The sequence below is a fragment of the Puniceicoccus vermicola genome, from assembly GCF_014230055.1.
Taxonomy (GTDB): Bacteria; Verrucomicrobiota; Verrucomicrobiia; order Opitutales; family Puniceicoccaceae; genus Puniceicoccus; species Puniceicoccus vermicola.
The window spans coordinates 1-16,681 of sequence record NZ_JACHVA010000006.1; the positions used below are offsets into that span (position 1 = coordinate 1).

General features: G+C 48.7%; 12 protein-coding genes and 1 pseudogene. 6 read left to right on the forward strand and 7 right to left on the reverse strand.

The features are described 5' to 3' along the window. A partial coding sequence (locus H5P30_RS00385) for an IS630 family transposase (protein WP_185690989.1) occupies positions 1-529 on the forward strand: 529 nt, incomplete at its 5' end. A gap of 154 nt (positions 530-683) precedes the next feature. Here the strand turns inward: H5P30_RS00385 and H5P30_RS00390 are convergent. The 7 genes and pseudogenes from H5P30_RS00390 to H5P30_RS00425 form a co-directional block, all read right to left on the reverse strand. After that, positions 684-1,985, reverse strand: a complete 1,302-nt coding sequence (locus tag H5P30_RS00390; protein ID WP_185690990.1) for an acetylxylan esterase — start codon at positions 1,983-1,985, stop codon at positions 684-686. Positions 1,986-1,990: 5 nt separating this feature from the next. Then, the gene (locus tag H5P30_RS00395) at positions 1,991-3,580 is read right to left on the reverse strand and encodes a glycoside hydrolase family 3 protein (protein ID WP_185690991.1); all 1,590 of its coding nucleotides are present in this window, start codon (positions 3,578-3,580) and stop codon (positions 1,991-1,993) included. Positions 3,581-3,672: 92 nt separating this feature from the next. Next, a pseudogene (locus H5P30_RS00400) lies at positions 3,673-5,097 on the reverse strand (polysaccharide lyase 6 family protein). A 59-nt stretch (positions 5,098-5,156) separates the two neighbouring features. Further along, positions 5,157-5,969, reverse strand: a complete 813-nt coding sequence (locus tag H5P30_RS00410) for a hypothetical protein (RefSeq protein ID WP_185690994.1) — start codon at positions 5,967-5,969, stop codon at positions 5,157-5,159. 17 nt (positions 5,970-5,986) lie between these two features. After that, on the reverse strand, positions 5,987-6,706 hold the full coding sequence (locus tag H5P30_RS00415) for a type II secretion system protein (RefSeq protein ID WP_185690995.1): 720 nt from the start codon (positions 6,704-6,706) through the stop codon (positions 5,987-5,989). Between the two features lie 86 nt (positions 6,707-6,792). Next, positions 6,793-8,196, reverse strand: coding sequence for a hypothetical protein (locus H5P30_RS00420; protein ID WP_185690996.1), 1,404 nt, complete (start codon positions 8,194-8,196; stop codon positions 6,793-6,795). Positions 8,197-8,260: 64 nt separating this feature from the next. After that, on the reverse strand, positions 8,261-9,292 hold the full coding sequence (locus H5P30_RS00425; RefSeq protein WP_185690997.1) for an NAD(P)-dependent oxidoreductase: 1,032 nt from the start codon (positions 9,290-9,292) through the stop codon (positions 8,261-8,263). A gap of 162 nt (positions 9,293-9,454) precedes the next feature. On the opposite strand from H5P30_RS00425, the gene H5P30_RS00430 reads away from it, so the two are divergent. The 5 genes from H5P30_RS00430 to H5P30_RS00450 all read left to right on the forward strand — a co-directional run bounded on the left by H5P30_RS00430 (position 9,455) and on the right by H5P30_RS00450 (position 15,843). Further along, positions 9,455-11,251, forward strand: coding sequence for a sodium:solute symporter family transporter (locus H5P30_RS00430; RefSeq protein WP_185690998.1), 1,797 nt, complete (start codon positions 9,455-9,457; stop codon positions 11,249-11,251). A 73-nt stretch (positions 11,252-11,324) separates the two neighbouring features. Then, a complete protein-coding gene (locus H5P30_RS00435) occupies positions 11,325-12,446 on the forward strand; it encodes a LacI family DNA-binding transcriptional regulator (RefSeq protein WP_185690999.1) in 1,122 nt (373 codons plus the stop codon). A 7-nt stretch (positions 12,447-12,453) separates the two neighbouring features. After that, entirely contained in the window at positions 12,454-13,539 is a 1,086-nt protein-coding gene (locus H5P30_RS00440) for a class I mannose-6-phosphate isomerase (protein ID WP_185691000.1), read from the forward strand. 266 nt (positions 13,540-13,805) lie between these two features. Further along, positions 13,806-15,026, forward strand: a complete 1,221-nt coding sequence (locus H5P30_RS00445) for a glycoside hydrolase family 28 protein (RefSeq protein WP_185691001.1) — start codon at positions 13,806-13,808, stop codon at positions 15,024-15,026. A 10-nt stretch (positions 15,027-15,036) separates the two neighbouring features. After that, positions 15,037-15,843, forward strand: a complete 807-nt coding sequence (locus H5P30_RS00450) for a sugar phosphate isomerase/epimerase family protein (RefSeq protein ID WP_185691002.1) — start codon at positions 15,037-15,039, stop codon at positions 15,841-15,843. The last annotated feature ends 838 nt before the right edge of the window (positions 15,844-16,681 follow it).

Genomic DNA, 16,681 nt, shown 5'->3' on the forward strand with positions numbered 1-16,681 from the left:
GTGGGGCGACGAAACGGCCATCAAGCCGGAATGCCATTTTCGAAGAAGCTTCTCGCCCAAAGGAGTCACTCCAGTCGTACGCCAATCGGCCAAACGTTTCCATTCGAGCCTCATCAGCGCCATCAACAACCAAGGAAAAATGCAGTGGATGCCGCTGAAGGAGGCGATCAACTCCGAGACCTTCCTGAAGTTCCTCCGGCAACTGGTTAAGTTCAGGAAGCGTAAGATCATCCTGATCGTCGATAACCTGCGGGTCCACCACAGCAAGCCCGTCAAGGAGTGGTTGGAGCAAAACACCCATCGCATCGAACTCGTATTCCTTCCAGCCTACAGCCCCGAGCTCAACCCGGACGAATACCTGAACAACTACTTGAAGCAGACCGTGACCGCAGAAGAAAGGCTCACCGACAAAGTCGAACTCGATGCAACCGTGAAGGTGAAAATGTTCCTGCTCGGGATCAGAAAACATCTCGTAAAATCCTTCTTCCGTCATCCTGCGGTCCAATATGCAGGCCTATCACCTATTTGATTAGCCGAGTAATAACAGTTCAAGAGAATTCCTGCTAGACGCATTTACCCATTTGGTTAAAAATTACAGAACACTTGAAAGATGCCTCTGCTACTACTGAAGTAGTTCAATTTCTTGGCCAACCTAAAATGACCATAAATAAAGCTACTAGTCATTATTCATCAATATCTGCGAGAGGGACCTCTCCATTCCCTAGCTTTTCCAGCCAAACGCGCTCTTCGCGGCTAAACCAAGCATGTGGATTTAACCTCGTGGATTTGTGTCCGGCTGAAGGCATCGTGATCAATTCGACTGGGCCGGGCATCTCATTGGCCGCAATAAAAATACCGGGGGCAGGACATGTCGTATCAGCGAGCCCCATACCAATTAAGGTCGGGCATAAAATATCCGGACAGAAATTGATAACATCAAAATACGCAGAGGTCTTATGCACCTTTTCCTCATCCTTACCGGTCGTTTTGTAGAATGAGCCGGGCCAACTTGGCTTACGGCCAACCAGAGGGCCACTCTGGTCAGAACCAGCAGGAACTTTAGCTATGGCTGCAGTAACGACTTCATTACACAGCGCCGCAGTGACCAGTGCCTGCATGCCCCCCTGACTGGATCCACGAACAACAAGCGTCTTTCCGTCCCAATCCGGACGGCTGGTCAGATACCGAACCGCCTGATAGCATCCCAGATACATGCGTAGGAAATAGCTCGTTTCACGGTCATCATTCCCTATCGCATTATAGCGATTCAACGGTCCGGATTTCAGTTCATCATAGAAGGTCTGGGATTCATACAAGGGAATATCATGCGCCTGAATATTGAGGACCAACCATCCATCCTCAGCGGCATTAGTCGACCAGCTTTTCTTCAATGGATAGACACCAGCCCACTGAACAATGAGCAAGGCAGGAAGCTTCTTTTCCGTCGAATCGGGGCGTGCAAGTTGGCCTCGCACATGTGATTCGTTAATGTTATCGACGGTAAGCTGCCAAAGCTGGACACCTTGAACGGGTGAGGCCTCTTCAGTCAGAACAGGGTTCAGCGGAATTGTGTCCGCCAATGCACGCTTCTTCGCCCAGAATTGCTCAAAGTCCTCGGGACGAGGTATCGCGGGGCTCAACTCGGAAGGATCAAAAGCAGCACCACCATAGGCTTTCTCTACCCCTGCCGCCTCAACAACCAGCAACAACGTCCCTGGATCATCGCGTGTCGCTGAATAGGAGGCATGCCCCCCCGAAAATTCAAGTGTGCCCTCATCCAGCTTCTGTAGACCATTCGAAAGCAATTGATATTTCGCCGATTGAGGCGCCTGATCACCTTCATCCAAATGAACGGTTTCAATCTGCCAGACGGCATCTTCACCCAGGGAATAAATGCCGTCCTCACGATCCACGCTGATTTTAATATCAGCCGCCCAGGCACAACTGCTCAGGCTCAGCAAAAGAATGACGAGTCTTTTTTTCATTGGAACTACCATAACTTCAAATCAACTGGGCATTTTCCCCGGAACGGAATCTTTCCGAGCAAGGCTTTCGTATAGGCCGTCACGACATTCGGCTGACGCGAATAAGCACAGACATAGTTATCTATGACGCCTATTTCCCGAATCATATAAGGGTTTCCAAACGAAACAAAATAGGTGGGCTGCTTGCCCTTAATGGCCTCCCAATTGATGCAGGCATAAGATCGAGACGACAATCTTACGTATCCGGTGTTGGGACGGGGACTAATGTTGGAGACATAAAAGACAGCGGAGTATCGACTTAAATCATCCGGAACCTCTGAAGAGTTCCGGGCAGAATCCACCACATAGCCCGCCTGCCTAAGCTCACGGCTTATGATTTGCAACACCAGTGTTTTATCGTCGTTTTCCCCAACATTGATGCCTGATCTTCCAAGATGGTCCGCCCCCAGTTCGACCAAGAGTATATGTTCGCCCTCAGGTAGGCACAAAGGATACCGTTCCTCCCAGTCACGAACAAGGGTCAAACTCCGCTCACCAATTGCATCGGATAAAGAAATGGTATCCGCCTGCTGCGTCTGTTGCTTAAAGCTCTCCTCGTCCGGCAACGGCATCGCATCCGACAGAAGGCCTTGCCGGGCTTTCAAAGCCAACACACGGTCGACGGACGCATGAATGGCAGCCTCATCAAGCTCTCCATCATTCAGTGCCTGTTCAATAGCATCCACAGTAGAGTCGACCCCACCACGGATAAATAAAAGCATATCCGCTCCCGCGCGGAGAGCATCCACCGCCATTTCGCCTTCATTCGGGTAAACCGCTTGCAAGCCCCCCATGCGGAAAGCATCCGTGATGACCAAGCCTTGAAAACCCATTTCTTCACGAAGCAATTGAATTTGCACAGCGGGATCAATGACAGCGGGTAATCTCAGTCCTGTTTTGGAGTGACAACCTGACCCATGTAGCAGGGCAATCCAGCCAGTCATGATACTGGTCACGCCCGCATCAATGGCAGCTTGAAAGGTCTTTCCAAATGTCTCTCTCCACTCTGCCAATGGCAGGGAGTTGACGCTAGTCACTGTGTGCTGATCGCGTGAATCCACTCCATCCCCGGGGAAATGCTTGGCTGTCGCCGCAATACCGTTGTCCTGCATTCCACGTATGTATGCTTGGGCCAAACGCGCAATACGTTCCGGCTGGTCGCCAAAGGACCGATGGTTGGTAATCGGATTGTTCCAATTGAAATTAATGTCGACGACTGGACCAAAATTCCAATGGCATCCCATGGCTCTGGCTTGTCGAGCTGCCGCTCCGGCAACCTTATATGCGTAATCCTCGGCATCTTCAATCGGCTCAATCGCAGCCAAATTCATCACAGCCCCAAAAGGCGTTGCTCCAACCGCACGACAACCACCCTCGTGATCTCCGGAAATCAGCAAAGGAACCTTGGCTCTCTGCTGCAAGTCACGCAACAGCGGGCTGGTTTTGACTACATCGGCAATTCCTAAAAAACCGCCACCCCAAGGGAGAGCGCCAACCTTTTGGAATGCGTCCTCTGGAGTATCCTGATTCCAGTGCGCCCATAGGATCGGGTGCAACAACTGAGACAGCAGTTCCCGAGGCTTAAGCGTCGCTTTGACTCGGTCGACACAACTCTGCTGAGCCGCGGATAAGGCGAGTGGCTGAGGCCTCACAGTGTCCCCCCATCGTGTCCAGCCATCGATAGAGCATCCGGAGCTGCCTCGGGGCCCACCGTGTCCCGGCTCACGGGCAGGCGGTCGAGAACCTTCTCAACTGCGCCGATGGTCTTGCCCTCGACCGGGCGTGAACTCCCAAAGACATCATGGGTAACCTGTGGATAGCTTCCTTGAGCCTGACCGATGGCAGGACTCCCTTCCTCCGGCACCCGGATTCCGAAGGACAAAGTAAGCAACAAAGGGTTTTCAAATAGGATTCCAGTCGGCACGTCCGATTGAGGGAAAGAGCCAGAAACCAAATTACCCTCAAGCGTCCAGTTCTTCATCGAGCTGTCCGGGTCGAAAATGGGAGCGCCGGAGGTCTCCAGAATGTTGTTGGTAAACACTACACCTGAAGGAGGGATGCTGGAGTCACGCTTTGGGTGGCGCAGTCCGATGTTAACCGCCCTGACGCAATCAACGACGGTATTGGAAGCAATGACCGCACTAGTAACGGGATCATAATAATTCTCCGGATCTCCGTTGTGCAGGGTGATCGCGCTGTGGGCCAACCCAGCCATATAGTTGTTGATCACCGTCTGACCGGCACCTTGAAAACGGATGCCTCCAGTACCAGCAGCGTGCTTGCCGAGAAATACATTGCCGTCAATCAGGTTGCCGCTCCCTTTGCGCACGACCAAACCACCCCGGCATTCCAGAAATACGTTATGACGAATAATGTTCTCAGAGCATTTCACGGAGACGATTTCGGTCTCCCCACTGCAACGCTCGAAAACATTGGCCTCAACGACGGTACGGGATGCGCCACGTCCGCCTTCGGCTCCGTGAAAGAGCTGTATCGTTTCAAAACCGTTTTCGTCAGCACCCGGTGTTACATCCGCAAAGTAGTTATGATGAATGTAATGGTAGTCGGGCCCCGTGGAATCGCTGCGCAACATTTGGATAAGCTGCTGGTTGGTGGTCTCGGCAGAATTATCATCGTTGGTAAACGAGCAGTAGCCGACTTCACAGTGTGTCGCTTCGTCCATAAAGCGCACCTAATGTCCGACTTTCAATGCATCGAAACGGCAACGCCAAAGACGATGTCCTTGACCGGAAGTAAATTCCAAACGACTGGACTTTCCAAAGTCGAAGCCTTCAAGACTAAGGCACTTGCCTCTAAGCATCACTGCGGCATCCATTACGACCGATCTGGGCTCTGCTGCGCGGATGGTAATGCGCTGGTCTGGCTCTCCGTATCCTTCCAAACGAAGCGTCTTGGTGTAGTGCCCGGGCTCTACGATGATCATAGCTCCCGGGGCAGCTTGTGACACCGCTGCTTCAAGAGCTTCCGTAGAATGCACACGTACTTCCGCCTTTGTTATACCTACCAGCACACCTAGTAATGTAACTATGGTAATCCCTTGCCTCCACTTCACGATGGAACCTTTCTTAATTTAAGTATGACTCGATACTGAAAATCCAGGCGTACCGGACGTTAGCGACGACGATTAAAAATCATCATCAGAATCGCTGCGATACCTGATACGAGAGCCGACGAAGCAGACTCGGGAATCGCTGAAATAGAGATATTGTCGATAATGACATCCGACCCCACATTGGACGAGGCGCTCAAGAAGCCAAAACGCCCAATTCCATCGGCAGCGTCAAAGATCGTATCAGTCAAATAACCCCAAATCCCCAATTGTTCGGTTCCAGAGTAAAGGGCGAACTGGCTCCCACTGAGTGTCAGGTCATCGCCGTTGATATCGGAAAGAACAACCGTTGATGTACCGCTGTTAGTATAGATGGAGAACTGGGTGCCGCCGGTCGAAATTCTATTGCTAAAGCCATTGCTGGTGTCTCCATAAACAGAGACCTGACCATTTTGCCGCAGCTGAATATCAAAGGCGCAGTTACCCTTGCTACTCGAGGAAATCCCTTCATTGGTCAAACGAAAGCTCAGTATCCCATCAGATGTACCCTTATTTGTGGACAGGGCGGCATCAAAGGTCATGAATTGAACCAGGTTACTGGAGGCACTACTGGTGAAATCATTTTGCACATAGACTCCGACGCCGCTGTCAACGTCGTAGATATTCATGGCGTTTCCTGAAAATGGATTAGCTGGAGTCGAGCTCTCATTAATAATGACCGCACCACGATCACTATTTTCAGCAGAGGGGCTAACCGACGTAAAATCGTTAAAATCCCCCACCGAGAAATCGTTAAAATAGAGACTTTGTGCGGAGGCAGTAAGGATAGAAATCCAGAACGCGGGGACGAGGTACAGGTATTTGTTTATCTTCATAGGACTAGGTTTTTTTGTTATTGGGCATCGACAGCTTTCACCGAGCCATCAAGAAAAAGTTGATTGCGGATGTGACCATGATATGGAGTGGGCGACAGTAGAGTGTACCAACCTGCAGACCCGCCCAGCACCTCCGGGTATTGCTGGTCAACCTCTGTCAGCAGCATGACTGAATTTGCATCAATATCCGGAAGGCTAAGAAGTCTGAGCGGACTACCAGCTTTGGCCGGATCACTATTGGCATATCCCCAGGGATTCCTTCTCACCCCATTAATGACAACGCTAGTCGTCGCAAAATAAGCGGGGCCCTTCATCTCTGGATCATGCTCCAAGTATCCCGGAAAAGTAAAAACAGAGAATGCTTGCTTCGGTTGAGTGGCGCTAGGCACATCCAGATAAGGATATAAAAAATTCGGCAGTTGGGAATCCAGATAAGCAGCCGTCCCGTAGTACGGTAATTGTCCGTTCTTAATCGGACCAGGCAGATAATTGTCGTGCTCTTGCATATATAAATGCATGGCGACTCCAACACTCCTCAGATTAGTGACACTTGCCGCTGAACTCGCACGCTTACGTACCGAAGAAATGGCAGGTATCAGAATCGCAGCTAAAATCCCGACAATGGCAATAACCGCCAACAACTCGATAAGCGAGAACCCGATCCGGCGCAATCTCGTAGAGGTAAGCTGCAGCCTTTGCTCCGAAGAATGGATGATATTGGGGTAAGTAAATTCCATTGGTAGTAGCATTATATTTTCATATACCTTCAGCAAGAAGCTCACATTTCATGCAGATGAAATATGAACCAGATCGAAGTTATTGATTAAATTTTTTGAGTAATTCTCCGCGGATCGACCAGTGGCTGAACAATCTCATGCCACCATGACAGAACAAAGATCCATCCACGTGGTTTATCCTCAAAATCGGATGAGCGTACGACTTTCTCCTCTCCGTTGGCGAATCCGCTGTAGCCATACTTGACCTTATAGAGAAAATCTTCGCTACCAATGTAAATTGCATCCATAAGCGAGCGATCTTCATCGGAGATAGGTTCCCAGTCGTCAAAAGCCCAAATGGCCGCGGCCGTGGCCATGTTATTCATCCATCCTTCATACACATAGCTGAGAGAGCTGCGGAAACGCGTACCGTTTATCTTCGCGTTTCGAGTATCAAATTCAAAACACATTCCAAATTGACCATCATACGGAGAGATTAAGTATTCCCCATCGCCATCTTTAGCTAGGATGTGGGTAAAAAGTCCCTCCTTGTTGGTCACAGGGATTTCAGTTCGCGCGGTATGACTATACATCCGAGAAGCCAGCTTCCGATAAATTGCCCACGCCTGATCCAATGAAAAACCCTGATAGGTATAAGTGTTTCCGTGCACCCCAGCACCGTTACCATAGTCAAGAGTCGGATCATTTCCTTGATACTCCCCACCCTCCATAAGAGCTTGCCGAGTACCCGGGACCTGAGTCCAACAGTCAACGATATTGGTGAAGCCAGCCTCCCTAAGTTCCTCTAAGTATGAATCAAAATCAAAATCTCTCAATCGCTGCCGAAGTATCTCTTCAGTGAAGAAATAGGAGGAAGCCATCCCCACAGCTACATAACCTTCAACATGATTGGGATTCCACTCTTTACCGAAGTTCCGGCTACCATCCAAAAGCGCATGATAGTCATTGTCATCATCCAAGGTGTAGCAGGCCGCGACCGCAAGAGCACCCATTAACAATTCTGCCTTCTTCTGCTCCTCTGGACTCAGAGCATCCCATACCGCATGTGTATGACGAATATAAGCTAATGACCAAGCAAAGGCACCGTGAGACCACCCCCCCAATCCACCTTGGCATTCTGGCTCGGAACCACCGACCAATACCGGGCGTAGACGCGAAATAACTGCTTCAATCAGCCACGACTCCTGTGTGCGCCCTTCTTTTTGCTCAAGATAGGCCTCCAAACAAAGAGTGTAGAAGCCAAATGTATGATTGAGGTGATGCGAACGCTTGGCAGGCCGAAAATCCCAATAAGGTGCGGAGAACTCTAATGCGCGTTCGATTACAGAATGGGATAGTATCGTTGAAGTATCCGAGGAGCGCTCATCAGAAACTTCTGATGATGGAGCCCTCACCTCATTCTCCCGATGGGCCTCCTTCTGACAGCCCACAAAAAGCAGGCTCAATGAGAGGCAACACATTTGAAAGGAGAGTTTTAATGGATGGGACATTGTGATTATGTTATATTGAATCATGAACATTAGCGAATATGCATATGGCCGAGGACAGCTCTACTTAGGTCATCCGGTCAAAATCAGCTAGTGTGATAATATTTTCAGGGAACTTCCCTGCATAATGTAGATTGATATTTTTTAGAGCCAATTCACCACAGATCCAACGTGCATCCTTGGTAGGCCCCGACATATGCGGTAAGAGAACCGCATCTGGAATTGAGAAAAGCGGTGAATCTGCCTGCAAAGGCTCTTTCTGATAAACGTCCAAAGCAACCTTCAAGTCTTTCTCTTTAGCGACCTTGATCAAATCCATCTCATTCACAAGTGCCCCACGAGCGACATTGACAAAAAGACTACCATCCGGAAGCCGTGAAAGCACATGCCGGTCAATGCAACCATGATTGTTCGGCCGCAATGCCTCAGCTTCGACAAAAACATCCGTCCCCTCTGCCAAGGCAAGCAAGTTATCAATAGGCTCTGCACCAGTAGCCCGAATCAACTCAACAGGAACTCCGGGTGCATGAACCCGAATCATAACATTAAAAGGCTTCAGCAAAGAAATAAGCGAACGGGCCACATTTCCAAATCCATGAATCCCTACCTGCTTACCAATAAGAGTTGCTGTATCCGCACGAACATTATTCCACTTACCTTGCCGAACTAACTCTTCCCGATAGCGGCAAATCACACGTAATCGAGAAAGAATCAGTGCAAGTGCGCCCTCCGCAACAATAGGACTGCAGACGCTCCCCCAATTGGAAACCAACAAGCCTTCCTCAATATGTCTTCGAGTAATCGCTCGCTTCGGAGATCCAACCAGCAAACACAGGTATTCCAGGTTGCCTCCACGATTTTTCAGAAAGTCGAGAGGGATATCTCGTAAACGCCAAGCACCGACGATGACCGATGCAGCCTCCAATTCTTCGAGACTAGCCTCCTCCGGATCCAACCAGATACTCTCCTCTAAACTCGCTTGCATCCGTGCCCTCAGGAAAGAGGGAAAGAATTCAAGAACTTCATCCGGAATTAATGCAAAAATTGGGGCTTTCGTTGGTGTTTCCCCAGCGACTGGACTGTAATCAGAAATATTCAATGCCTACGAGTTTGCAAACGCCTATGCCCCCTGCAATTTCCATAGAATTCATGCGCATGAAATTCAGGCTGTTTGCTGCCGCATCTCCAAAATATTGTGCTTTCAGCATTCATTTTATTCTAAGAACCCGTCTCCTCTGCACCTTTTATTTAAGCCCCCCGCATGGAAAATACAGTCGAATTCATCGTCATCGCAGGCTACCTACTCCTGCTTATTACCGTATCCTTAGTTTTCAAAAAATTTAACGAGGATTCGAATGATTACTTCCGTAATGGTTGTCGGGGTACATGGTGGCTAATAGGGATGAGTACCTTTATGACGACCTTTAGCGCTTGGACCTTTACTGGCGCTGCAGGCGTCTCTTACAAAGCAGGATGGACCGTCACGATAATTTTCCTATCGAACAGTCTGGGGTTCATATTCAATGCCATCTACCTGGCGCCCCGATACCGTCAATTGAGAATGACCACGTCCGCCGAAGTGGTTCGTAAACGTTTTGGTCCTTTAACGGAGCAATACGTGGCCTATTCAGGATTCGCATTCTACTCTTATGTCGCCGCCCTGCACCTTTATGGGTTATCGATTTTCACCTCAGCCATTTTCGGCTTCGAAATTCAGCAAACCATCTTGATTGTCGGAACTGTGGTGGTTTTTTACGCGATGATCGGAGGTAGTTGGGCCGTCAAAGCAACTGACTTTTTGCAAAGTCTGATACTAATCCCAATAACAATTCTGGTTGCCATACTCGCCCTGATTCATGTTGGCGGCGTGAGCGGAATGTTTGAGATGATCGACGCCCAGGGGCTGTCCGAACGCTTTCGTTTTATCAACTCAGTCGAGTTCAACGACCAAATGATCGATTTCTCCATTTACTGGGCAATCGCCATCACACTGGAGCATGTCATCAGCTACAACTCCCTCTCTGCCGCACCTCGCTACTTTGCCGCAAAAGACGGACGGGAGGCCAGTAAGGCGGCATGGTTGGCCTGTGTGATGATGACACTCGGTTCTCTCATCTGGTTTATCCCTCCGATTATCGCGCGTCTCTGCTTCTCTGGCCAGGTTGACGGAATTGATATCGCCTCGCCACCGGAGGCTTCCTATGCCGTCACAAGCCTAAACCTACTGCCTACAGGAATGTCCGGACTGATTGCCGTGGCCATTTTTGCCTCAACGATGAGCAGCATGGACAGCGGTTTAAATGGCAATGCGGCAACTTTGGTAAAAAATATTTTGCCGCCACTATTCCGCTTGAGTCGACGTGAAATGCCTGGACCTCGCGGGCAATTGCGCATCGGACAAGTTTGGACGCTGTTTTGTGGTGCCGCCATCATTCTCATTGCACTCTTTTTATCTCAGCAACAAGGCAAAGGCATATTCCGCTTTATGCTCATACTTGGTTTGCTCATTCCGACCTCTCAAGTGCCCCTATTATTAGGTTTGTTCATTCGTAAAGTGCCGAGTTGGTCCGCACTATTCACAATGGTAATGGTCTGGCCCGTAGGGTTATTCATGTATTTTAGCGGTAAAGAGTCTTTTCAAAATATTTCCTTCATGACGGAACCTTACAAATGGCACTGGGGGGTCCTTCTAAAACTCGGCCTAGCAGCCCTCATATTTGTTTTGACGATCCCATTTTGGAAATACGCGTCCTCTAAATATAAAGCGCAGGTAGATGACTTCTTCCGCTTAATGAATACGCCAGTGGACTTTGATAAGGAAATCGGTTCTGCTAATGATACCTCACAGGAAAGAATACTGGGATTGTTTGCTTTAGTAACAGGAATCGCCATCTGCCTTATTATGTTTGTACCGGGAAACAGCTGGGGCATCGACGGGCGCATGGGTATTCTCTTTGTCGGCGGTAGCGTCGCGTTAACTGGTCTGTTATTCATAATGTCAGGCTATCGAACAAAACTGTTAAAAAAGGCCAAACGACATTCGAAAAAGTCTGATTAATCAGTTCATCCGCTGATGGTATGAAAACCAATCCACATTGACTTTATTTAGGCTAAAGGAATACGCTGATAAAATGGGAACTGTTCGAAAATACACCCAAAAAGACATCGCGAAAGAAGCGAATGTTCACCCCTCTACGGTCTCTTTGGCAATGAGCAATAGTCCGAGCCTAGCCAAAGCAACGCGTGAGCGAATACAGACAATTGCAAAAAAAATGGGCTATCAGCCTGATCCCTTTCTGTCCCAACTAGCAACTTACAAGCACCACGGGCATGATGGGATTTTCAGGGGGACAATTGCATTCCTGATCAACCGGAATCCGGCCGAGAAAACACCCAACTTGCGCCCGTACAAGAAATATCTGACTGGGGCCACAAAAAAGGCGGAAACTTATGGCTACCAGCTCAAAGTTTTCGACTTAGATCGCGAGAAGGTATCCGGTTCCCGACTGAGGCAGATCATGCTAGCTCGTGGCGTAAAAGGCATCTTACTCTGCCCCCAACCACGCGGGATCGAACGTATTGACGACTTTGATTTCGATGACTTTTCTTGTGTCAGTTTTGGCTATAGTCTGCGCTCCCCCAGATTCCATGTAGTCAACAGCCACCAGTTTCACGCCGCGATGCTTTGCATGAAGAAACTGATCGAAGCGGGTTGTCAGCGCATTGGTTTTGCAGTTCCGCCATTTCATGACTCACGTGTCGATCACAACTACCTCGCGGGTTACTTGACCAATCTGTCACAAAACCCACAGCTCCCAATACTTCCCCCTTTCACCGGAGACAGTTTCTCACAACGCAGCTTCACGGAATGGTTCAATCAAAATAAACCCGATGGCCTGCTGACGGTTCCCTACCGCATACCAGAATTTTTGAAAAGTATGCAGGTCGACACAAAGTTGAACTGTAAAGTCGCGATTACCACACTCAACGAGTCCACCAACGACTGGCCAGGAATTGACGAGGACGGGGAGTCCATCGCAGCCTCCGCAGTTGACCTAATAGTATCAATGATCCGGCGCGGAGAAATGGGTATACCGTCCAAACCAGCGAGTATTCTCCTCGAAGGTACATGGGTGGGAAATGAAAGTTTCGGTTCAAACATGGACACGTCATCAGATCCAAGTTGTTCCAGTCCCAGTAAGGAAAAGCCAAAACGTAAACGAAACCAAATTCGTAAAACCAAGGCCACATAACTTATCGATGAATATATGCTTGCCAGCCTTTCTTGAAATCCTTCCCAACCGTGTGCGTCGCAACTATTGCGGCGGTGCGCTACTGGAACAGTGGACTGGAGAAGGTTCCGAAGGCGATAGCCAGCGTCCCGAAGACTGGATCGCCTCCACAGTCAATGCGGTTAATCCCGGATTACCTGCTGTTAACAATGAAGGGCTTACCTATGTCCGCCTACCCAATCGCGAAATCGTTCGCCTAAGCGATCTGCTGGCGACCGCTCCACATCACTACTTGGGCGCAGAGCATGTGAATACCTACGGTCTGGAATTAGGTTTTCTGGCAAAACTATTGGATTCAGCCATGCGCCTGCATGTTCAGGCTCACCCAACCTCAGCCTTTGCACAGGAGAAGCTGAACTCCCGCTACGGAAAATTCGAAACCTATGTCGTCTTGGCCATACGAAAAGGCATGAACCCTTACCTTCGGCTGGGCTTCCAGCACGCGCCCTCTCGCGATGATTGGCGGCGCATCATAGAGGAGCAGGACATCCCTTCAATGGACGCCTGCTTTGATCCGATACCACTTAAGGTTGGAGAAGTCTGGCGTGTGCCGGGCGGACTACCACACGCCATTGGCGAAGGTGCCCTCGTATTGGAAGTGATGGAGCCCTCGGACTGGGTTGTACGCTGCGAATTTGAGCGCGAGGGAATCGTGGTACCACCGGAAGGGCGCTTCATGCGTCGTGAACTAGACTTTTGTCTGGACGTTTTCGACTACACAGAACGTACCGTAGAAGAAATTAAACAGCTTTGCCGACTGAGTCCTAAGCTTCTTCTAAAAACAGATGCACTCATCGTCGAACAGCTCATTGGACCTCAGCATACAGACTGCTTCAATGTGCGCCGTTTAATAGCGAGCAAAGCGACACTTCCGGCATATGAGCGAATGGCTCTTTACCTAGTATCCAAAGGTGAAGGCATACTAGAAGCGGGTGACGGACAACTCACTCTTCGTCCCGGCAGTCGTTTTTTCCTACCCGTTGGCGGTTCTCCGGTTCGTCTTCAAGCTACCAGTGACTGCCCCATCGAATTTCTCGTGTGCCTACCGACTTAGTGTGAGCTACACTCTGTCGGTAATAATGTATACGAGATCATCTAAAGTAATCGTAAGGCTTTCTCCAGTGAGCCTTTAGTCAAAATTTCATCTGCATGAATAAAGAAGATCAATGAAACCCTTGATTCAAATGATTCATCTCGGAAGATTCGAAATGGGATCACTGACGAATCCAAGTAAACCATGAGTGGAAGTCGTGACACCCGAAGCTCACAAACAATCATATCTGATTATAAACTAGTTACATAATTCAACTATCCACAAAAATGAAAGACTTCCGAATTACCGACTACGGTGCAATTGGAGACGAAAAAACCGTTAATACCGAATCCATCCAAGCGACTATCAATGCATGCCGTGACTACGGAGGCGGACGCGTCTGCATAGGCGACGGAATTTATGTAACCGGCACTATTCACCTTTACTCGAATATTGAACTCCATATTGAAGCCAACGGCACTTTAGCTGCGAGTAATGACGGAGCGGATTACCCCGACTTTGTCAGCGACGAGCTGGATGAAAAGTTCGCCCCCCGAGCCACAAACCGGTGCCTGATCTTCATCGGTGGTGCCATGAATGTCTCCATTACCGGGATGGGACTTATTGATTGCAATGGAAGCGCATTCTGCGATGAAATCGTTGACGAAAACGGAAAGAAAAAATTCGTTCGTAACACGGATATCCTTCCCGCTCGCATGATATTTATCATGAGTAGCACCAACGTGCGACTGTCTGATTTCACAATGAAGGAGATGGCCGGAGGCTGGGGCTCTTGGATTAACAACTGCCAATACGTTTCAATCGATGCAGTTAAGATGTACTGCAACCCTCAATATCCGAATGCGGATGGAATCCACATCAACTGCTCTAGCGATGTCACCATTAGCAACTGTATCATTCATTCAGGTGATGATAGTATTATCGTCAGAGCGAACACGAACACCCTCAAAGAGCCCCGAAATTGTGAACGGGTGATTGTGAAGGGCTGTATTCTAAGCTCAATTCACAATGCCATTCGCATTGCCTGGCGAAATGATGGCATGGTCCAGAATTGCACGTTCTCAGATTTGGTAATTACGGACTCGCGCCAGGGACTCACCATCGAATTACCCGACCACTCCAGCCCTACTGACTTTAGCCTAAACAAAACCCAAGTAAGGAATCTCAATTTCAACAACGTCGTCCTAGACCGAATTGCCGAGAATCCCATCCAGATCATCATACACCCGGAAAACCTGGTTGATTATATTAAGGATATTCACTTTTCGAATATATCAGCCAGTAGTCAGCTATTCCCAATTGTTATTGGGCGCGAGGATGCAATAATTCAGGACATTTCATTCAGCCATTGTAAGTTCACAGTTATCGGCTCCTTAGAGCCTCCGTATCCTATATTTAAGCATGTCAAGGGGCTCAGTCTCGATAATACTGTCTTCGATATTATTGAACAAGCGGTTAGCACTTCATCCCCCCTGCTGCCCGATTGAGATAACTATAATGAACTTGCACCGCTCTTTTTCCACACTGGGCTGCCCATGCGTATCGTTTGATCGGGCGTTGGAGATCGCAGTTGAAAACCAAATTCCATCTATTGAATTAAGGACCTTGGAATCGAGTTTAGACCTGCCGAAATTGCTTCAAAAACGATTTGGAAGTCCTCAGGAAGCTCATCAGGAAAAAGAGCATTTTGCCGTTGAAATCAATGCACTAAATTCATCTTGCAGGGCCTTGGGGCAAGGTATTCGGGACTGGAAGGAACTCCTTGAATTAGCACCTTGGGCTGAAGCATTAGGTGCGAAGTACCTTCGAGTGTTTGATGCTCGCCCCACAAAAGAGAAAATTACTTCGTCAATGCTAGAGAAGGCCAACGACTTCTTCGACTGGTGGAGCAAACAGAGGGCTGAAAATGGTTGGAGAGTTGATGTTATTGTGGAAACACATAGCATACTAACCACCAGCATGCGAATCATAGAATTTCAGGATGCACTAAAACGGCCAGCCCACATTTTATGGGACTCACATCACACGTGGATGTTTGGGTTGGAAGATCCAATCCATACATGGAAGAATATCCGCCCCTGGGTATCCCATATACACATCAAAGACAGCACCCGAACGAAAGACTCAAGCAAACCGACTTACACCCTACCTGGCCTAGGCGAATTCCCATTCTCTGATTTATTTGCTGAGCTGAAACGCTCCGGTTTCAGCGGCCCCGTAAGCTTAGAGTGGGAAAAGCACTGGCATCCCGACTTGCCACCGCTTAACGATTCGATCAAAGCATGCAAAATCTTAGGGTGGTAAACCTATGACGAGTTATTCAACTCCCCTTTAGATGATTTCGTTAACGAATCGGCAAACCACTGCAAGTTCTTCATCCAACCTACTTGCCAAAGAATCCCCTATACTAGACACAAATGAAGCCCAGCCCTGAAGACTGAGCCTCTGGAAAGAGTTGATCTAACGCGATGGCGATATAAAATACGAAAATCTTCTGATTTCCCCTAAAGACAGGAGCAAAAGAATTTAGGTTTTCAACATTCAAGTGGATCATTGATCCGAGCGGCCAAGTCCACGATACAGGATAAAGAACAGGAATCTAAGTTTGATAATCGATAAATCTTTGAGTCACAGCATTCCATATCGGGGCTCATAACCTGAAGGTCCTAGGTTCAAATCCTAGCCCTGCACCCATTTAAGGCCCACTTGAAAAAGTGGGCCTTTTTCGTTTATGGCAAACTTATACCAAGTGTACGGGGGGAAATACAAAAGGGGTCAAACCCCAATGGCACTTAGATAAGGCGTTTTTCTGAACGATCTGTGTCACTTTTTGCGTCTGCTTGGGGAAACAACCATTTGGTGTCTAGGTTTGGTCATAAGTTGGAATTTTTTGGGTCTTCTTTTCTTCACTCTGGGCTGGTATCGTCCTGGCCTGAGGGGGAGTTTTTCGTCATGGATAAGTTCTTCGATAGTGGCTTGTAGGCGAACTCTTTCGCCATATGTGCGTGTTCGGAATAGCTCGCAACAGCGCCTGAGAGCTTCGCGAGGTTAGTGTCCAAAATCTTTCGCAAAAAGGTCCAAGTGCCTCAAGGCGTTGGTGATTGTTTTATGATGTTTAGTTGATGTTGATGTCAATAGCCCC

What these genes read in the sequence shown, in the direction of transcription:
- H5P30_RS00440 (WP_185691000.1), top strand. Translation starts at nt 12,454, where the DNA reads ATGAATATATGCTTGCCAGCCTTTCTTGAAATCCTTCCCAACCGTGTG.
- H5P30_RS00445 (WP_185691001.1), top strand. Translation starts at nt 13,806, where the DNA reads ATGAAAGACTTCCGAATTACCGACTACGGTGCAATTGGAGACGAAAAA.
- H5P30_RS00410 (WP_185690994.1), bottom strand. Translation starts at nt 5,969, where the DNA reads ATGAAGATAAACAAATACCTGTACCTCGTCCCCGCGTTCTGGATTTCT.
- H5P30_RS00435 (WP_185690999.1), top strand. Translation starts at nt 11,325, where the DNA reads ATGGGAACTGTTCGAAAATACACCCAAAAAGACATCGCGAAAGAAGCG.
- H5P30_RS00415 (WP_185690995.1), bottom strand. Translation starts at nt 6,706, where the DNA reads ATGGAATTTACTTACCCCAATATCATCCATTCTTCGGAGCAAAGGCTG.
- H5P30_RS00430 (WP_185690998.1), top strand. Translation starts at nt 9,455, where the DNA reads ATGGAAAATACAGTCGAATTCATCGTCATCGCAGGCTACCTACTCCTG.
- H5P30_RS00390 (WP_185690990.1), bottom strand. Translation starts at nt 1,985, where the DNA reads ATGAAAAAAAGACTCGTCATTCTTTTGCTGAGCCTGAGCAGTTGTGCC.
- H5P30_RS00450 (WP_185691002.1), top strand. Translation starts at nt 15,037, where the DNA reads ATGAACTTGCACCGCTCTTTTTCCACACTGGGCTGCCCATGCGTATCG.
- H5P30_RS00420 (WP_185690996.1), bottom strand. Translation starts at nt 8,196, where the DNA reads ATGTCCCATCCATTAAAACTCTCCTTTCAAATGTGTTGCCTCTCATTG.